Consider the following 17,748-nt stretch of genomic DNA (forward strand, 5'->3'; position numbering starts at 1 on the left):
TCGTGAAAGCACTGCTTAGCTTAGCGGTTTTGTTTTGTGTGGTTTTTGGCGCTGATCCTGCGCTACCAACTATAAATTTAAGCCTAAATTCACCGCAAAATGCCGAGCAGCTTGTAAATTCACTAAATGTTTTACTAATCCTCACTGCTCTTGCGCTTGCTCCTTCGCTCATTTTTATGATGACGAGCTTTTTGCGCCTTGTCATTGTATTTTCATTTTTGCGTCAAGCGATGGGCACGCAGCAAGTGCCACCTTCAACGGTGCTTATCTCGCTTGCGATGGTGCTTACATTTTTCATCATGGAGCCAGTTGGTCAAAGAAGCTACGATGAGGGCATAAAGCCTTATATAGCTGAGCAGATAGGCTATGAGGAGATGCTTGATAAGAGTTTAAAGCCCTTTAAAGAATTTATGGTGAAAAACACTAGAGAGAAGGATCTTGCGCTATTTTTTAGGATAAGAAATTTGCAAAATCCAGCAAATATCGAGGAGATCCCGCTAAGCATCGCGATGTCAGCCTTTATGATAAGCGAGCTAAAGACATCTTTTGAGATAGCATTTTTGCTCTATCTGCCATTTTTAGTTATCGACATGGTCGTAAGCTCAGTTTTGATGGCGATGGGTATGATGATGCTGCCTCCTGTCATGATCTCGCTGCCATTTAAACTACTCATCTTTGTGCTAGTTGATGGCTGGAATTTGCTAATAGGAAACCTCGTAAAGAGCTTTCACTGATGAAGAAAATTTTATTAGCACTTTTGCCTTTGGCACTATTTGGATCAAATTTAAGCGAGATAGCAAACAAGGCCACTCAAAACGAAATTTCAAAGATCAAAGAGCTTGAGCTAAAAAGAGCAAATTTAAATGACGAAGCGACATCAAGCGCTTACTTGCCAAGCCTTAGCCTAGAGGGCTCATACGGTAAAAACGCAAGCACCTTTCCAAGTATCGTCGCCAAAGAGTCAGCTGGCGTGCTGGCAAGGATCGATTTTTTACTATATGATGGTGGAGCTAGAGAGGCTAGGCTAAAGATGAGCCAGCTTTTAAAAAATAAAGCCGCCATCGCAAACGATGAAGCCAAAAACTACCTTGCCTTTAAGGCTGTAAATTTATACTTTAACGCCTGCGCACTTGAAAATATAATAGCCGCCAAAAACGCTCAGGCAAATTTCTTAAAAGGCGTTTTAGACAAGCTTGAAAAGGCAAATAAAGCAGGGCTTGCCCCAAAAGATGAGCTAGAAAATGTGCGGGCAAAGTACCACCTAGCAAACAGCACGCAGCTTGAATACAAAAACAAAATGGAGCAAATTTTAAATGAGATAAATTTGCTAACAGGCGAGCAAATTTCGCCACTTAGCGGAGCAAAAATGGCTGAGATTAGCTCAAATTTAGCTTCAAAAAATGCCGAGCTTGATAGGCTAAATCAAGATATATCTTTAAGCGAGGCTAAGCTTAGCGAGACAAGAGCTGGCTTTTTGCCTCAAATTTCGCTTTATGACACCTATGGATTTTACAAAAATAACTACGACATCGACCTTGGCAAGTATAGCGCTTATCGTCCATATCTTGATAAATATCTAAAAGAAGATACGCACGGCAATAAATTTGGCGTTAGCTTTAGGTGGAAAATTTTTGACTTTTTTGCCACTAGCAAGATGAGCCAAGCTAGCAAGATCGCGCTTGATGAAGCGAGGCTAAATTTAGAGTATAAAAAGCGTGAAAATGAGACCAAACTTAAAAATTTACAAAACGAGATCGCAACTCTTAGCTCAAAGATCGCCTCGCTAAATGAGTATGTAAAAGCAAGCGAACTTGCGCTTAGAGCGAGCTTTGAAAAGTATAACTCTGGGCTTTTAGGGTATAGCGACCTGCTTGAGGTGCTCTCTCAGAAATTTGACGCCATTAGCCTTTTTGAAGGGGCGAAAGATGAGCTAGAGATAAAAAAGGCGGAGTATTTTTTTGAGAGCGGGGAGAGCATTTTAGAGAGGATTAGGGATTGAAAAAGCTGATAATTTTAATGATATTTTGCATCTTTTCATTTGCAGCAGAAGAGATTTTTGCTGATTTTGAAGTCTATGCTAAACAAAGCTCAAAGCTTGCATTTGAGAGCAGCGGCAAGGTGGATAAAATTTTTGTAGATGTCTCAAGCCACGTTAAAAAGGGTGACGTTTTAGCTAGCCTTGATCAAACAAGCCTAGAGATCGCTCTAAAAAAGGCAAAAAACGACCTAGCGCTTGCCAAAAATGCCAAAGAATTTGCTAAAAGCACCTTTAATAAATTTAGCCAAGTAAAGGACGTCACTTCAAAGCAAGAATTTGATGAGGTAAAGTATAAATTTGATGAGGCGGCTCTTAGGGTGCAAGCGGCTGAGATCGCCATTTTAAATGCAGATGATCATCTTAAAAAGGCCGTTTTAAAAGCCCCGTTTAATGGCGTCATAGCTAGTAAAAATGTCGAGCTTGGCGAAAGTGCTTCGCCGCTTCAGCCAGCCTTTGTTTTAAACTCCGAGGAGGTTAAAATTTTAATAGCGATTGACGAAAAATATGCAAATTTAGTAAAAGTTGGCGATACGTTTAAATTTAAGCTTGATGCAACAAACGAGGAGAAAGAGGTAAAAATCGCGCTAATTTACCCAGAAATTAAGCGAGAGACTAGGAAGTTTTACGCCGAGGCTTATGACAGCGGGCTAAAGCCAGGCATGTTTGGTCAAGGAAAAGTGATAATCGGCGAAAATAAATGATAAAAACAGCCATTAACCGCCCCATAACTACGCTTATGATATTTTTAAGCCTCGTTGTCTTTGGCATCTACTCGCTAAAGACGATGAATGTAAATTTATACCCGCAAGTAAATATCCCAATCGTTAAGATCACGACCTACGCAAACGGCGATATGAACTACATCAAGACAAAGATCACGCAAAAGATCGAGGACGAGGTCTCAAGCATCGAGAGGATAAAAAAGCTTTACTCAACCAGCTTTGACAACCTAAGCGTGGTAAGCATCGAATTTGAGCTAAACAAAGACCTAGAGAGCGCTACAAACGACGTCCGCGACAAGATGCAAAAGGCAAGGTTAAACGCAAACTACGAGATAGAAAAGCTAAATGGCCTCTCTTCAGCCGTCTTTAGCCTCTTTATCACAAGGCTTGATGGCAACGAAACTAAGCTCATGCAAGAGATCGACGACGTGGCAAAGCCATTTTTAGAGCGCATTAGCGGCGTTTCAAAGGTCAAGACAAATGGCTTTTTAGAGCCAGCGGTGAAAATTTTGCTAGATAGATTTAAGCTTGATAAAAACGCTCTTAGCGCAAACGAAGTGGCAAATTTGATAAAGGTTGAAAATTTAAAAGCACCTCTTGGCAAGATAGAAAATGAAAAAATCCAAATGGCGATCAAGTCAAATTTCAGTGCCAAAAGCATAGATGAGATAAGAAATTTAACGATCAAACAAGGGGTCTTTTTAAAAGATATCGCAAGCGTTGATCTCGCTTACAAAGACGCAAATGAAGCAGCGATAATGGATAAAAAAAGTGGCGTCTTGCTTGGTCTTGAGCTAGCTCCAGACGCAAACGCTCTAACCGTGATCGCTCTAGCAAAATCAAAGCTAGATCAGTTTAAAAGCCTGCTTGGCAATGAATACGACGTAAAAATAGCCTACGATAAGAGCGAAGTGATACAAAAGCACATCGATCAAACCGCCTTTGATATGATCCTTGGCGTCTTGCTGACCATCGTGATCGTCTATCTGTTTTTAAGAAATTTCTCTATCACCATCATCTCAGTCGTAGCGATACCAACTAGCATCGTAGCGACATTTTTTATCATAAATGCCCTAGGATACGACATAAACCGCTTAAGCCTTATAGCGCTGACACTTGGCATCGGAATTTTCATCGACGATGCGATAGTTGTCACTGAAAATATCGCTAGCAAGCTAAAAGATGAGCCAAATGCCCTAAAAGCAAGCTTTGCAGGCATAAAAGAGATAGCATTTAGCGTCTTTGCGATCTCGCTCGTGCTACTTTGCGTCTTTGTGCCAATAGCCTTTATGAGCGGCATCGTTGGCAAATACTTTAACTCCTTTGCGATGAGTGTGGCAGCTGGCATCGTCATCTCGTTTTTCGTGAGCATCTTTCTCGTGCCAACGCTAAGTGCTAGGTTTGTAAATGCCAAAGAAAGCAGCTTTTTTCTAAAGAGTGAGCCCTTTTTTGAGGCTCTTGAAAATGGCTATGAGAAGCTTTTAGCCTTAGCGCTTAAATTTAAACTCATATTTTTAGCCATAACGATTGTGGTCGTTGTTTGCTCATTTGGACTGGCTAAATTTGTAGGCGGTGACTTCATGCCAAGCGAGGATAACTCGGAGTTTAACATCTACTTTAAGCTTGATCCCTCACTTAGCCTGCAAGCTAGCAAAGAGAGGTTAAAAGATAAAATTTCACTCATAAACGCCGATCCTCAGGTAGCTTACGCCTACTTCATCCTTGGCTACACAGATGCCAAGCAGCCTTATCTTGTAAAAGCTTACGTTAGGCTAAAAGAGCTAAAAGATAGAGCTAATCACGAGCGACAAAACGCCATCATGCAGAGGTTTCGCGACAAGCTAAAAAGTGATGATATGAGCGTCATTGTAGCTGATCTTCCGGTGGTTGAGGGTGGCGATGTGCAGCCAGTTAAGCTTACTATCACCTCTGAAAATGGTAAAGAGCTAGAGAAATTTGTGCCAAAGATCAGCAAGATCTTAAAGGAGATAAATGACGCAACGGACGTAAATTCGCCCGAAGAAGATCTGCTAAAACGCGTGCAAATTTCTATCGATGAAGATAAGGCTAAGAGGCTAAATTTAGACAAAGCCAGCGTTGCAAGCGCCGTTTATAGCGCATTTAGCCAGAACGAGGTCTCTGTTTTTGAAAACGAAAATGGCAAAGAGTATGAGCTTTACATGCGCCTTGATGATAAATTTAGAAGCGATACAAATGATATCTTAAAGACCAAGATAAGAAGCAATGAGGGCTTTTTCGTGACACTTGGCGATGTGGCGACGATTAGTTTCGAGCAAAAGCCAGCTAGCATTTCAAGGTTTAATAGAGCAGATGAGATCAAATTTCTAGCAAATACCAAAAACAACGCTCCGCTAAATAGCGTGGCAAATGAAATTTCAAAGAAGCTTGATGAAATTTTGCCAGCAAATTTCAAGTATAAATTTCTTGGATTTGTCGAGCTCATGGACGATACAAACGCTTCGTTTATCTTTACAGTGAGTGCTAGCGCAGTGCTTATTTACATGGTGCTAGCTGCACTTTATGAGAGCTTTTTGCTGCCATTTCTCATCATGCTTGCCATGCCACTTGCCTTTTGTGGCGTCGTTATAGGGCTTTTTATAAGCGGCAATCCATTTAGCCTATTTGTCATGGTTGGCGTCATCTTGCTCTTTGGTATGGTCGGTAAAAACGCCATTTTGGTGGTTGATTTTGCAAATCACTTTGCAAATAGTGGCATGGAGGCAAACGAAGCTGTGAAAATGGCTGCTAAAAAGCGACTAAGGGCTGTTTTGATGACCACTTTTGCGATGATATTTGCCATGCTGCCTCTTGCTCTTAGCAGGGGTGCTGGCTTTGAGGCCAACTCACCTATGGCTATAAGCATCATCTTTGGGCTCATTAGCTCGACCATGCTAAGCTTGCTTGTCGTGCCAGTGCTTTTTGCATGGGTCTATAATCTTGATAAATTTATAAGAAAATTTTATGAAAGGGAGAGAATTTGAAGAAGATTTTGGCTGTTTTGCTCTTTGCTTTGCCTCTTTGGGCTGGAAATTTACTAGAAATCATCGCTCTGGCGCAAAGTGCGAAGCTTGAGAGTTTGAAAGAATTTAATAAAAATGAATATATAAATAAAAATAAGAGCAACAAGCTAAATTTATCCCTTGATGGCAGATATACCTTTGTGCCTGACGAGCTAAAGGGCGGGTATATGACAAAGGCTGGATCGATCACGGCAAAGGTCGAGTATCTCATCTTTGACGGTGGTGTGAGTGAGGCTTCGGATAAGATTTTAGACCACAAGGGTGTGGAGAAAATTTACAAGGACGAAGAGCTGATGAATTTAACCGCTTTTCAGGTCGCAAAGGTCTATTTTAACGCCGTTGCGCTAAATTCACTTATAAATTTAGAGACAAAATTTGTAGATAGCTTTGCCAAGGCTGCGGCTGAAAATGAATTTTGGTTTGAGTATGGCGAGATAGATAAGAGCGAATTTGATGCGATAAATTTCACCTTAAATAAAAAAAGAGCTGAGCTTGACGAGCTTGGGCTTAAGCTAGCCGAGCTAAACTCAAGGATAAATTTACTCTCAAACGGCGAGATCGGCTTTAATGCTGGCTCAAAGATAGTGATGCCTGATTTTAGCAAAGATGATCTAAGTGCCAAACTTGGGGCTATGGAGCAAGAAAAATATATAAAAGAGCAAGAAAATGAGAAGCAAAAGAGCAAATTTGCTCCAAAAATTTACTTAAAAGATACGCAAAGTGTAAATAATAACAGCTTTAAAAAAGGTGAGAGGACGACTTCACAGATGGTTGATGCGTATGCTGATGCGAACAAGCCTAGAGTGGAGTTTGAGTGGAAGCTGCCAGATAGCCTAAGCCTTAGCAAGCAAAGCCAAACTAAGCGCATAGAGGAGCAAAAGGCCGCACTTGATCTAAGCGACGAAGAAAACAGAATAATAGCTAGGCTAAAGGATCTAAGAGGCGTGATAGAGGGCTTAAGTGCTAGGCTAAATTTAGACTCGCTAAAGCAAGATAACCTTGATAGCGATTTTAATGACCTGCTAAATGGCTATCTTAGCGGCAAGGTAAAATTTGAGCAGTTTTTATTTGTAAGCGAGAAAAATTTTAGCGACAGGGCAAATTTCATCCTAAATGGCGATCTGCTCGAGCTAAACAAGCTTGAATACTTTTTTGAGTGCGCAAGAAATATAAATGAGGTGGTGATAGAATGAATAAACTGATCTTCGTGACCATTTTGTGGGCGTTTAGCTTTAGCTTGATAGGCGAGTTTTTAGCGGGCAAGGTCGATAGCTATCTGGCTGTTTTTGTGCGAGTGACGCTTGCAAGCCTAGTTTTTTTGCCATTTACGAAATTTCGCGGGATAAATCCAAAGCTCGCCCTTGGCATAATGGCGATCGGAGCGGTGCAAATAGGGCTCATGTATCTTTGCTACTACAACTCGTTTTTGTATCTAAGCGTGCCAGAAGTCGCGCTTTTTACCATTTTTACGCCATTTTATGTGACACTGATCTACGATGCTTTTAGCTTTAAATTTAGACCGCTTTATCTCTTTAGCGTTGGCGTGGCGGTCTTTGGCGCGCTTATCATCAAGTATGGCGCGATAAACGAAGGGGCAATAAAGGGCTTTTTGCTGGTGCAAGGGGCAAACATCTGCTTTGGAGCAGGGCAGAGTGCGTATAAGGCGCTTTTGGAGAGATTTGACGTGGATCAAAAAAAGGTCTTTGGCTACTTTCACTTTGGAGCGTTTTTTGTGGCAGTGATCGCACTAATAACCCTTGGCAATCCAGCGAAATTTCACGTTGATCTAACTCAAACTTTGGTGCTTTTGTGGCTTGGAGCGGTTGCTAGTGGGCTGGGATATTTTATGTGGAACAAAGGGGCTTGCGAGGTCGATAGCGGCGTGCTTGCCATCATGAACAACGCCCTCATACCAGCTGCTATCATCGTAAATTTGGTCTTTTGGCAAAAGGACACTAATCTAACAAGGCTTATTTTGGGCGCTGTGATAATGTATATCTCGCTATTAATTCATAATAGAGTGATGAAATTTTACGGCGTAAAGGCCGCGTGAGGTTAAATTTAGGGTTAAATTTGAGCTATTTAAGTTAAGTAGAGAATTTTAAAGCATTAAATTTGATCTACTTAAGCGCCTTGCATCTTTACAAGCTGGGCGTTTAGCTGCATTATCTGAGCAAAGATAGCTCCTTTTTTGCTCTGGAGTGAGGCGACCAGCTCTTTTGCGTATGGATTTTTGCTCGCACTTGCTTGCTTTATCGCAGCTTCAATCTCTTTTAGCTGTTTTTGCAGTTTTTCTAACTGCTTTTTTATGACATCGGCGCTACTCTCACTCTGGTTATTTGTTTCGCTAACTAAATTTGAAGCGTCATGCAAGATAGTGCTTTTGTCGCTATTTTGTGAATTTTGGCTTTTTAAATTTACTTCATCTAGCCCACTTTTGGGAGTGCTTTTGTTTAAATTTATAAAATTTGAGTTTATCTGCATCGCCTCGCCTTTAAATTTAAAGCATATCGGCAAATTTAAATAAACTTTGACTACGAAAAATTTAGCAAAAAGAGCAAAAACGATGCCACGCCAAAGAGTGACGGCAAAAGTGCTGCTGGCTTAAATTTAACGCATAAAAGCGTGATGGCGTTATAAAGTAAAAAGACAGATGTGCTTATGTAAAGGCTGCCAGAGCTTAGCCTAAAAGCTAGCATCTTGCTTAAAATTTCATCAAAAATGCCGCCATATCCAAAGAGATGAAGCAAGAAGCTTAGCGGATAAAATATGCCAAATAGGTAGTTGATAGCTAGCACGCTAAGCTGCAAGAGGCTAATGAGCGGGAAAAAGTAAAGCACCGCAACCTCCATAGCAAAAAAGACATATAAATTTAAAAGTAGCGAGTTTGCTAGCAGGCTAAATTTGGGCGCAAAGTATAAAAGATAGACGTAAATATAAAAGACGCCAAGGCATGAAAAATAAAATCCAACGCTAAAAAGAAGCTGCGGAAATAGGGCGACGCTAAATAAAATAACGCCAAAGAGCGTGTAGAAATTTAAGATCTTTATCTTTTTACATATCATGTAAAAGCCAGCCACGCTCATCAAAAATGCCCGCAAAAAGCTTGCTATAAAGCCGATCATGTAAAAATAAAAGCAAAGCACCAAAAATATGACGATAGTAAAGTCAAAAATGTATGAGCGGTAAGGCATATATCTCGCGTAAATGGGCTTAAAAACTAGCTTTAAAAGAAAAAAGCAAACCGCGCTTATGACGCCAAGATGATAGCCGCTAATGGCGATGAGGTGCGCCACGCCCCAGTTTGAGACGTCATCTCTTAGCTCGCCAAAGACATTTGTGCCAAGAAAGAGCGCTGAGTAAAGCTGCGAAATTTTAGCGTTTTCGTGCTGGGCGGAGATGAAATTTATGGCTCTTTGCCTTAGGCTATCATCTTTTTTAATAACGGCTCTATCGTAGCTTGGCATGTAAAATGAGCCAGAAAGATACTCTTTAAAACTAACGTCTATTGGCTGAACGCTAAGCGCTACTACGTCATAAAGGCTGATTTCATCTTTTTTAGAAGCGGTTGTGTAAAAGCTAAAATTTGAAGTGTCGATCCTAATGATCTGGCGCTTTTTGCCGTTTTTCTCTTTGGTGAAATTTACGCTTACTTTGCCTAGGATGTCTTGCTCGCCAAGCTCCATAAAAGCGTTATATTCATGAAATTTAAGCTCTAAATTTAGACAAAAAAGAAATAGGCAAAGCAGGAGAAAATAAAATATACGCCTGCTTTTTGGCAAATTTACTCTTTAAATTCAGTTGATTGCACCGGTGTGGTGGCGATATCGCAAAAGCGAGAGTACTGCTTTTGAAAGAGCACGTCGATAGATCCGACTTCGCCGTTTCTATTTTTGCCAACGATGATCTCAGCGTTTTCTTGAAGCTTGTTAAAAACATGCTCGCTTTTATACTCTTTGCCCTCGGCTGCTGCCTTGCTCTTTTTCTCGTTCTCCTCTTGCTCCAGATAGACCTCGTGCCTATAGACAAAAAGGATGATATCGGCGTCTTGCTCGATCGCGCCTGACTCTCTTAGGTCACTTAGCATAGGGCGCTTGTTCGCGCGTGCTTCAAGGCCGCGGTTTAGCTGCGAAAGTGCGATGATAGGCATATCCAGCTCGCGCGCTAGAAGCTTTAAGCCACGAGAAATTTCAGCTATTTGTATGTGGCGGTCGGCGTAGTTGTTTGTGCTCATCATAAGGCCGATGTAGTCGATGACGCAGAGTGAAATTTCAGGGTGGGCCGACTTTAGCTTGCGAAGCTGTGTCCTTACTTGGTGGATATTTACGTAGCCGCTATCGTGCACAAAGAGCTTGGCGTGCGAAAATTCGCTGCATGCGTGGCTAAAGTGGGCGAGTTTTTCGTCGTCCAAGGTCGCTGTCATTATCTCTTGAAGTGGGATCGAGGTCTTATCTGCTAGCATCCTCATCATGATCTGCTCTGCTGGCATCTCAAGTGAGAAAAAGACGACGCCGGCGCCACTTTTTAAAACGTGCCCCATGAAATTTAGACAAAGCGTCGTTTTACCCATGCCAGGGCGCGCTGCGATGATGATGAGATCGCCATTTTTAAAGCCTTTTATCATCTCATTTAGTTTTTTAAAGCCGGTGTTTAGTCCGATGATATCGCGCTCATTTAGGGCTGCTTGCTTTTGCATGTGCACGATCAAGCTTTTTATGATATCTTCGCTATCTCTGATGCTGCCAGTGCCGCTGCCATCGACTAGCGAGTAAAATTCTTGACTTAACTCATCGACCATATCGCGGCTAGCTTTGTCTTCATTTACCTTGCTTGGGATGTCGTGAGCGATCTTGACTAGACTTCGTTTTATCGATTTTTCTTTTAACTCGTTTGCGTATCTTTGGATGTCGATGATCGAGTTTGTGGCCAAAATGCTCGCCATGACGTTATCATCGTAGTTTTCACCAAGTTTGTTTTTGATAAAAGTCGATGCGATAGGCACGTCGCCGTTTAGACAATCAACCATTGCTTTGTAAATTTGTGCGTGAGCCTTTAGGTAAAAGTCTCCAGCCTTTATAGTGTCAAAAATTTCGCCCAAAGCGTCATTGTTTGCGATGATCGAGCTTAGTATGGCTCGCTCCATATCAAGGTCGTAAAGGTTGCTAAATTCTATCTCGTTAAGTCTCTCTTTTGCCACTGCTTTATCCTCTGCTCTTTATCTCGTCGTCGATCTCTTGTAAAAATCTATCCACAAGCTCGCTCTCAGGCAGCCTAGCGACTACTTCGCCGTGTCGCATGATCATGCCATTTCCCTTGCCAAATGCTATGGCTACGTCTGCGCCTTTTGCCTCGCCGATCGCATTTACCACACAGCCCATCACTGAGACGTTTAGTGGCTCTTTTATCCCTTTTGTCTTTTCTTCTACGAGCTTTACTGCTGCCATGAGGTCAGCTTGCAAACGCCCACAAGTTGGGCATGAGATGATGTTTAGCCCCTCTTTTTGGCGGCCGCTATCTTTTAAGATCGCCTTTGCGACTTTGATCTCCTCTTCAAGCTCGCCCGTGATGCTAACTCTCATCGTATCGCCGATGCCTTCAAGCAAAAGCCCGCCAAGTGCGATCGCGGACTTGATAGTCGCGTGAAAAGTGGTACCTGCCTCTGTTACGCCTAGATGAAATGGGTAGTTTGTCTTTGGGCGAAGCGCTCTATAAGCTTGCATAGTGCGCTCGACATCGCTTGATTTGAGCGAAATTTTAATGTCCGTAAAGTCAAAATCCTCAAGAAGCTTGATGTTGTATAATGCACTCTCCACCATAGCCTCCACCGTGCGGCCATAGCGGTCTTCAAACTGCTTTTCAAGCGAGCCAGAATTTACACCTATGCGGATAGGTAAATTTCGCTGCTTGCAGGCATCAACAACTGCTTTTATGTTTTTGGCTGAGCCGATGTTGCCGGGATTTATACGGATAGCATCGACAAATTCGCTAACGATGAGCGCGTAGGTGTGGTTAAAATGGATGTCTGCAACGACTGGGATGGGGGAACCGGCGACGATCTGCTTTAGCGCGCTGGCGTCCTCTTTGTCAAAAACTGCGCAGCGCACGATGTCACAGCCTGCAAAATATAGCTTTTGTATCTGCTCTAGCGTGCCTTTTACGTCCTTTGTCTTTGAAAATGTCATCGACTGCACGGAGATCGGTGCGTCACCGCCTATTAAAACATCGCGAATTTTTATCTGTTTTGTCGGGTATCGTTGCAAAATTTTGCCTTTAAATTTTATTGGGGATTATAAAAAAAAATGGCTTTTAAAAGGCTTGAAAAATTAATAAAGTTTTTAAATGCAGGCAGTTTGCAATTCAGATCTCTTTATTGTAAATGCAAATTTTAAAATTTCACTCACTCGCCTTAGCAGACTACTAAATTTAGAAGCGTGATATGCTCGCTCATGAAATTTTAAAATTTGTCTGACTTTCTATTACACAAAACGCATGCAGTGCGAAGCACAATTGCATGCACCTCTAACGTGCGAGGGGTTTAGGGGATTTAAAAAGGGGGATAAGGGGACGGCTTCGTAATTCAAGTCCCCTTGTCTCCCTTTTAAATAAAAGAGTTTTTAAATTTAAGGTCTGTATTTTTAAAAATAGAAATTTACTATTTCACAAATTTTAAAATTCCACTCACTCGCAAGAATTGACTACTAAAATTTGGCTTCGCTTACAGCTTAGCTCAAATTTTAGAGCCGAAATTACTCGTTCATGAAATTTTAAAATTTACTTGGCGCTCACTTGATTTAACAAAGCAAATTTGCAAATTTTAAAATTTTCTCACTCGCCTTAGCAACTTGCTAAATTTAAAATTTGCTTGTGTTAAATCGTCTTCTAGCTAAAATTCACCGGGTCTATATCAATATCGCTAAGTTCGCTTTTGCAGAGGTTTGCGGCTTTTAAAAGCATGGTGTGCGAGTTTGATCGAAGCAGAATTTCATATCTAAATTTACCCACAAGATACTCAGCCTGGCATTTGCCGTATCCCACTATCTCTAGTTCATCGCTTTTTAGTGGCTCTAGCCTTTGCACAAATTCGTTCATTGCGCCCTTTGCCATGCTCTCATCTTTGTGCGAAACGACCACGCGAAGCAGCCTCGTAAATGGTGGGTAAAGACCCTCTCGGTAGCTGATCTCCTCCTTTAAAAACGCATCGTAGTCGCTGATGTAACTTTCAAAAAACTCTCTTTGTTTGCTTTGGATGATGACCCTGCCAGCTCCGTTTCTGCCGGCTCTGCCAGCTACTTGCATGGCAAGGGCGAGTGTCCGCTCTCTAGCTCTAAAATCAGGAAAATTTAAAAGCTCGTCAAAGCCCATGATGACGGCTAACTCGACGTTGTGATAGTCATGCCCCTTGCTTAGCATCTGCGTGCCCAGCAGGATATCTATCTTGCCGTCGTTAAATTCCTCCAAAGCCTTTACAAGCTTATTTTGCGTCGTGATCTCATCTCTATCAAATTTAGCGATCCTAGCGTTTGCAAACTCAGCTTGAAGCCTCTCAAGAAGCTCACTCGTGCCGATCTTTTTAGCCTCTATCATCTCGCTGCCGCACTGGTGGCAGGTCTTTGGCACGGCCATTTTGTGCTCGCAGTATTGGCACTTGAGCACGTTTTGCTTTTTGTAGTAGCTCATACCGATGCTACAAAATGGACATTTTACCGTCTCGCCGCAGTTTTTGCAGACAAGATATTTGAAATTTGCCCTTGTTGGCAGGCAGATGACGGCTTGTTTTTTATTTTCAAGCGTCTTTGCGATCTGCTCTTTTAAAATTTCGCTTATGCCAGTCTCGCTCTCGTCAAATATATAGCTCTTTTGCGACGCAAAATATGTCCCCTTTAGGCGAAAACATTCTTGCTTATAAAAGCTAGTAAGGCTTGGCGTAGCACTACCCAGAACTACTTGCAGGTCAAATTTGCTAGTTAGAAAGAGGGCTAGGTCCCTTGCGTTGTAATGAGGCTTTGAGCCCGTGTTTTTGTAGCTATCGTCGTGCTCTTCGTCGATGATGATGAGTTTTAGCCTCTCAAGTGGCAAAAATAGGGCAGATCTAGCTCCAGCTATTAGCCTTGCTTTGCCACTTTTAATGTCCTTTAAAATTTGCTCTTTTTTCTTTGGCGCGATCTTTGAGTGCCACACAGCTACAGCCTCGCCAAAGAAGCTCTCTAAGCGCTTTTGCATCTGCGGCGTTAGTGAAATTTCAGGCATCAAAAATAGCGCTTGAGCGCCTGCGTTTAAAATTTCTCTGATTTTAGCGATGTAAATTTCGCTTTTGCCACTTCCCGTGTCGCCAAAGATGAGTGAGCTTTTTCGCTCGTTTATAAAATTTAGCGCTTCAAGCTGCTTTGGGCTTAAATTTGGCGGTTTAAAGTCGCTTTCGCCTTTGTAAATTTCATCATCAGTAAGGCTTTGTGGTTCAAATAAATTTATAGCAACGCCAAGCTCGCAGGTGTAGTAGTAGGCGATAAATTTAGCTAATGTTGCCTGTATCTCGTTTAGCTTAATGGGTAAAATTTCATCAATAAAGCTTGTTTTAAAGCTTGGCTCGCTTACTTCGCGCAGGATAAAGCCAGTTAGACTTTTACCCCTAAGCTTTGCAGTGACGGCGCTAAATGGCGCAATATCTAGCTCGCTTTTATATGTGAGCGCAGCTAAATTTACCCCGCTAAATACGACCTCGTAGTATCTCATCACTCAAGGGCGCTGCAAAGTCCGTCGCTGCTTTGGCAGTCAAATTCGCCAGTGGTTTTGTTATAAGTGAAATTTGCTGTTTGTCCGTCTAGTTTGAAGGTATAAGTTGTCGCTCCAGTTTTGTGCCAGCCGTTTTTTGTGCCGCTGTCTGCGATATTTACGCTTATTACTTTGTTGAAAAGTTTATTCCCATCATCAAGCGCGTCTGGATATGCTGGAGTGCCTTTTAGGACGCTATCGTTGTATTTTAGTGAGATACCGCTTTTTATGGCAGCGATTTGTGTTTTTGCATTTGCGACTATGGCGTCGCTTCTAGTAAAGAAAAGCTTTGGTATAGCAATAGCGCTCAAGACGCCAAGTATGACGATAACAAATATGATTTCTATTAGGGTAAAAGCTCTTTTTTTCATTTATTTTCCGGTTTTAGTATCTCTTCTATCTCTTTTGTGACGTCCTTTACGACGCGCAAATTTGTGTAGCTCTCGTAGCTCTTTTCGACAAAGGCGTTTATAAGCTCGCGAGGCTCTATAAATTTCTTTCCCCCCATAAATTTCTGCCAGTCACGCTCAAAAACTTCAGCAAAATCATCATCAAGCGTTATCGTGTAGTCGCGAGATGATACGGTGAGCGTGATCTGTTTCATCTTTTATGCCAAAAATGCCTAGCTTATCTACCAAGGACAGCTTCGATCTTTTTCATTACATCATCAGCTTCGCTATTCTTCTTATCTAAATCCTCTTCTAAGCGCATAATCTGATTGCTCTTTGCCTCATTTTGTGCTTTTAATGTTACGATCTCGTTACGTAGCTCTTCATTTATTTTGCAAACTTCATCGTATTTTGTGATGAGGTCATTTACTTTGTCGCTTAGTGTGGTTAAGATCGCATTATCTTCAAACATAAAGGTTCCTTTAAAATAATAATTAATGCCGTATTCTAACACGCAGAGGCTAAATTCTTTTTAAAATTCTCATTTGACAAAGTACTATCTTTGCTATAAAATTCGCCCAAATTTAAAGGCGATCAATGAGTAAATTTGAAATTTCATCTAAATTTAGCCCAAGCAGCGACCAAGCAAGAGCTATAAAAGAGATAGTAAAAAGCATAAAATCAGGCAACAAATATCAAACACTTCTAGGCGTTACAGGGTCTGGCAAGACCTTTACCATGGCAAATGTCATACGCGAGCTAAATATGCCAACGCTCATCATGACGCACAATAAATCCCTTGCCGCTCAGCTTTACAGCGAATTTAAGGGCTTTTTCCCAAAAAACCACGTGGAGTACTTCATAAGCTACTACGACTACTATCAGCCAGAGGCCTACATCCCACGAAGCGACCTATATATAGAAAAGGATAGCTCGGTAAATGATGAGCTTGAGCGCCTGCGTCTCTCTGCGACTGCTAGCTTGCTAAGTTTTGATGACGTCGTGTGCGTGGCTTCAGTCTCTGCAAACTACGGCCTTGGTAATCCAAGCGAGTATAAAGGCATGGTCGCATACCTAAACGTCGGCGATAAAATCAACCAGCGCACGCTACTGCAAAAGCTAGTGGATATGGGATACAAGCGAAACGACGTTTATTTCGATCGTGGCGACTTTCGCGTAAACGGCGACGTGGTGGACGTATATCCCGCATATTTTAACGACGAGGCGTTTAGGATCGAGTTTTTCGGCGACGAGATCGAGACGATGTATAGCCTGGACGTGCTGGAAAACAAAAAAAGACACGACCTGAAAAAATTTATCCTCTACCCGACCAGCCAGTTTATCGTGGGCGCTGATAGGCTAAAGATCGCTATGAAAGAGATCGAAGAGGAGCTTGATGTGCGCTTGAAAGAATTTAACGAGCAGGGCAAGCTAGTTGAGGCGCAGAGACTAAAGCAGAGAGTGGAGTTTGACCTTGAGATGATGGCGAGTACGGGCATGTGTAAAGGTATCGAAAACTACGCGCGCCACCTAACTGGTCAAAAGGCTGGAGAGACGCCGTACTCGATGTTTGACTACTTTGAGATAAGTGGCGAGGACTATCTAGTTATCGTCGATGAGAGCCACGTGAGTTTGCCGCAGTTTAGGGGCATGTACGCGGGTGATAGGAGCCGTAAAGAGGTGCTCGTGGAGTATGGATTTCGCTTGCCTTCAGCGCTTGATAACAGGCCGCTTAAATTTGATGAGTTTATAAGCAAAAAGGCGAAATTTCTCTTTGTCTCAGCCACGCCAAACGAGTATGAGCTTGGTATCAGCCAGGGGCACGTCTATAAGCAGATTTTACGACCTACGGGGCTACTTGATCCGATCATCGAGATAAAAGATAGTGACAATCAAGTAGAAGCGCTATTTGACGAGGCAAAGGCGGTCATTGCAAGAGGTGAGCGTGTGCTAGTTACGGTGCTAACTAAAAAGATGGCTGAGGAGCTAAGCCGCTACTACATCGAGCTTGGCATAAAGGTCAAGTATATGCACTCAGATATCGACGCGATTGAGCGAAATGAGATCATTAGAGGGCTTAGAAGTGGCGAGTTTGATATGCTAATAGGCATAAATTTGCTCCGTGAGGGGCTTGACCTGCCTGAAGTGAGCTTGATAGCGATCATGGACGCTGATAAAGAGGGCTTTTTGCGCTCGACAACGAGCCTTATACAGACGATGGGGCGCGCGGCTAGAAACGTAAATGGCAAGGTGCTAATGTTTGCCAAAAAGATAACTAAGTCCATGAAAGAGGCGATCGATACGACGACTGCTAGACGTAAATTTCAAGATGAATACAACAAAGCTCACGGCATAACGCCACACTCTGCAAGTAGAAATATCGAAGAGAGTCTGCACGTCGAGGACGGTACGGAGATTTTAAGAAAAGGCGCAAATCTGGAAAAAATGCCTGCGAGCGAGCGAGCCGCGATCGTAAAAGAGCTAAGAAAGCAGATGCTAGAGGCGGCGGCGCAGCTGGAGTTTGAGAAGGCGGCAGCGCTACGTGATGAGATAGCAAAGATGAGAAAGCTTTAAAAAAGACAAGCCCTTTTTGTTTTATACTGCGTTGGATATCGCTTCAAACTTCGGTCACGTATCGTATATACGCTCCCTCGTTTTTGCTCATCCGCCTTGTCTGAAACAAAAATTTTCTTGTCTTGATGTCTTAAATTTATTTGTTTTATCTTCGGTCGAAAATTTCTTCGTAACATTTAAAATCATCACAAGATACTTTGCCTTGATATTTCAGT

15 protein-coding genes are annotated in these 17,748 nt (G+C 42.2%); 7 read left to right on the plus strand and 8 right to left on the minus strand.

What is annotated here, in order from left to right:
* Nucleotides 1-11: 11 nt before the first annotated feature.
* Genes fliP through B9N65_RS05100 form a run of 6 tightly spaced genes read left to right on the plus strand, consistent with a single transcriptional unit; the run spans nucleotide 12 to nucleotide 7,854 of the window.
* Nucleotides 12-734, plus strand: coding sequence for a flagellar type III secretion system pore protein FliP (fliP, locus tag B9N65_RS05075; RefSeq protein WP_374220070.1), 723 nt, complete (start codon nucleotides 12-14; stop codon nucleotides 732-734).
* Nucleotides 734-1,999, plus strand: a complete 1,266-nt coding sequence (locus tag B9N65_RS05080) for a TolC family protein (RefSeq protein WP_087583064.1) — start codon at nucleotides 734-736, stop codon at nucleotides 1,997-1,999. Before fliP ends, B9N65_RS05080 begins: the two co-directional genes overlap by 1 nt.
* Nucleotides 1,996-2,739 carry an efflux RND transporter periplasmic adaptor subunit gene (locus tag B9N65_RS05085; RefSeq protein ID WP_087583065.1) on the plus strand — a complete coding sequence of 248 codons (744 nt, stop codon included), beginning with the start codon at nucleotides 1,996-1,998 and terminating at the stop codon, nucleotides 2,737-2,739. The genes B9N65_RS05080 and B9N65_RS05085 overlap by 4 nt, the downstream gene beginning before the upstream one ends.
* Nucleotides 2,736-5,762 carry an efflux RND transporter permease subunit gene (locus B9N65_RS05090; protein WP_087583066.1) on the plus strand — a complete coding sequence of 1,009 codons (3,027 nt, stop codon included), beginning with the start codon at nucleotides 2,736-2,738 and terminating at the stop codon, nucleotides 5,760-5,762. Before B9N65_RS05085 ends, B9N65_RS05090 begins: the two co-directional genes overlap by 4 nt.
* Nucleotides 5,759-6,994 carry a TolC family protein gene (locus tag B9N65_RS05095; protein WP_087583067.1) on the plus strand — a complete coding sequence of 412 codons (1,236 nt, stop codon included), beginning with the start codon at nucleotides 5,759-5,761 and terminating at the stop codon, nucleotides 6,992-6,994. The genes B9N65_RS05090 and B9N65_RS05095 overlap by 4 nt, the downstream gene beginning before the upstream one ends.
* Nucleotides 6,991-7,854 carry an EamA family transporter gene (locus tag B9N65_RS05100; RefSeq protein ID WP_087583068.1) on the plus strand — a complete coding sequence of 288 codons (864 nt, stop codon included), beginning with the start codon at nucleotides 6,991-6,993 and terminating at the stop codon, nucleotides 7,852-7,854. Before B9N65_RS05095 ends, B9N65_RS05100 begins: the two co-directional genes overlap by 4 nt.
* Before the next feature lie 71 nt (nucleotides 7,855-7,925).
* Here the strand turns inward: B9N65_RS05100 and B9N65_RS05105 are convergent, their stop codons facing one another.
* The 8 genes from B9N65_RS05105 to B9N65_RS05140 all read right to left on the minus strand — a co-directional run bounded on the left by B9N65_RS05105 (nucleotide 7,926) and on the right by B9N65_RS05140 (nucleotide 15,431).
* Nucleotides 7,926-8,285 carry a hypothetical protein gene (locus B9N65_RS05105; protein ID WP_087583069.1) on the minus strand — a complete coding sequence of 120 codons (360 nt, stop codon included), beginning with the start codon at nucleotides 8,283-8,285 and terminating at the stop codon, nucleotides 7,926-7,928.
* A gap of 50 nt (nucleotides 8,286-8,335) precedes the next feature.
* Entirely contained in the window at nucleotides 8,336-9,583 is a 1,248-nt protein-coding gene (locus B9N65_RS05110; RefSeq protein WP_087583070.1) for a ComEC/Rec2 family competence protein, read from the minus strand.
* A 2-nt stretch (nucleotides 9,584-9,585) separates the two neighbouring features.
* A complete protein-coding gene (locus tag B9N65_RS05115; protein ID WP_009293632.1) occupies nucleotides 9,586-10,998 on the minus strand; it encodes a replicative DNA helicase in 1,413 nt (470 codons plus the stop codon).
* Between the two features lie 4 nt (nucleotides 10,999-11,002).
* Nucleotides 11,003-12,061 (minus strand): flavodoxin-dependent (E)-4-hydroxy-3-methylbut-2-enyl-diphosphate synthase, encoded by a 1,059-nt coding sequence (gene ispG / locus B9N65_RS05120; RefSeq protein ID WP_087583071.1) that lies wholly within the window; start codon nucleotides 12,059-12,061, stop codon nucleotides 11,003-11,005.
* A gap of 619 nt (nucleotides 12,062-12,680) precedes the next feature.
* The gene (locus tag B9N65_RS05125) at nucleotides 12,681-14,531 is read right to left on the minus strand and encodes a primosomal protein N' (protein ID WP_087583072.1); all 1,851 of its coding nucleotides are present in this window, start codon (nucleotides 14,529-14,531) and stop codon (nucleotides 12,681-12,683) included.
* Complete coding sequence (locus tag B9N65_RS05130) at nucleotides 14,531-14,941, minus strand: type II secretion system protein (RefSeq protein WP_087583073.1); 411 nt, start codon at nucleotides 14,939-14,941, stop codon at nucleotides 14,531-14,533. Before B9N65_RS05130 ends, B9N65_RS05125 begins: the two co-directional genes overlap by 1 nt.
* Nucleotides 14,938-15,174: a hypothetical protein gene (locus B9N65_RS05135; RefSeq protein ID WP_009293636.1), complete on the minus strand. Its 237-nt coding sequence runs from the start codon at nucleotides 15,172-15,174 to the stop codon at nucleotides 14,938-14,940. The genes B9N65_RS05130 and B9N65_RS05135 overlap by 4 nt, the downstream gene beginning before the upstream one ends.
* Nucleotides 15,175-15,197: 23 nt before the next feature.
* Nucleotides 15,198-15,431, minus strand: a complete 234-nt coding sequence (locus tag B9N65_RS05140) for a hypothetical protein (protein WP_012001558.1) — start codon at nucleotides 15,429-15,431, stop codon at nucleotides 15,198-15,200.
* Between the two features lie 125 nt (nucleotides 15,432-15,556).
* On the opposite strand from B9N65_RS05140, the gene uvrB reads away from it, so the two are divergent.
* On the plus strand, nucleotides 15,557-17,533 hold the full coding sequence (gene uvrB, locus B9N65_RS05145; protein ID WP_087583074.1) for an excinuclease ABC subunit UvrB: 1,977 nt from the start codon (nucleotides 15,557-15,559) through the stop codon (nucleotides 17,531-17,533).
* Nucleotides 17,534-17,748 lie beyond the last annotated feature (215 nt).

Origin of the sequence: Campylobacter concisus, assembly GCF_002165815.1 — a bacterium.
Taxonomy (GTDB): domain Bacteria; phylum Campylobacterota; class Campylobacteria; order Campylobacterales; family Campylobacteraceae; genus Campylobacter_A; species Campylobacter_A concisus_BH.

Coding starts and splice junctions, on each gene's coding strand:
- B9N65_RS05130 (WP_087583073.1), bottom strand. CDS start 14,941: ATGAAAAAAAGAGCTTTTACCCTAATAGAAATCATATTTGTTATCGTC.
- B9N65_RS05125 (WP_087583072.1), bottom strand. CDS start 14,531: ATGAGATACTACGAGGTCGTATTTAGCGGGGTAAATTTAGCTGCGCTC.
- B9N65_RS05100 (WP_087583068.1), top strand. CDS start 6,991: ATGAATAAACTGATCTTCGTGACCATTTTGTGGGCGTTTAGCTTTAGC.
- B9N65_RS05080 (WP_087583064.1), top strand. CDS start 734: ATGAAGAAAATTTTATTAGCACTTTTGCCTTTGGCACTATTTGGATCA.
- B9N65_RS05105 (WP_087583069.1), bottom strand. CDS start 8,285: ATGCAGATAAACTCAAATTTTATAAATTTAAACAAAAGCACTCCCAAA.
- uvrB (WP_087583074.1), top strand. CDS start 15,557: ATGAGTAAATTTGAAATTTCATCTAAATTTAGCCCAAGCAGCGACCAA.
- B9N65_RS05090 (WP_087583066.1), top strand. CDS start 2,736: ATGATAAAAACAGCCATTAACCGCCCCATAACTACGCTTATGATATTT.
- B9N65_RS05135 (WP_009293636.1), bottom strand. CDS start 15,174: ATGAAACAGATCACGCTCACCGTATCATCTCGCGACTACACGATAACG.
- B9N65_RS05140 (WP_012001558.1), bottom strand. CDS start 15,431: ATGTTTGAAGATAATGCGATCTTAACCACACTAAGCGACAAAGTAAAT.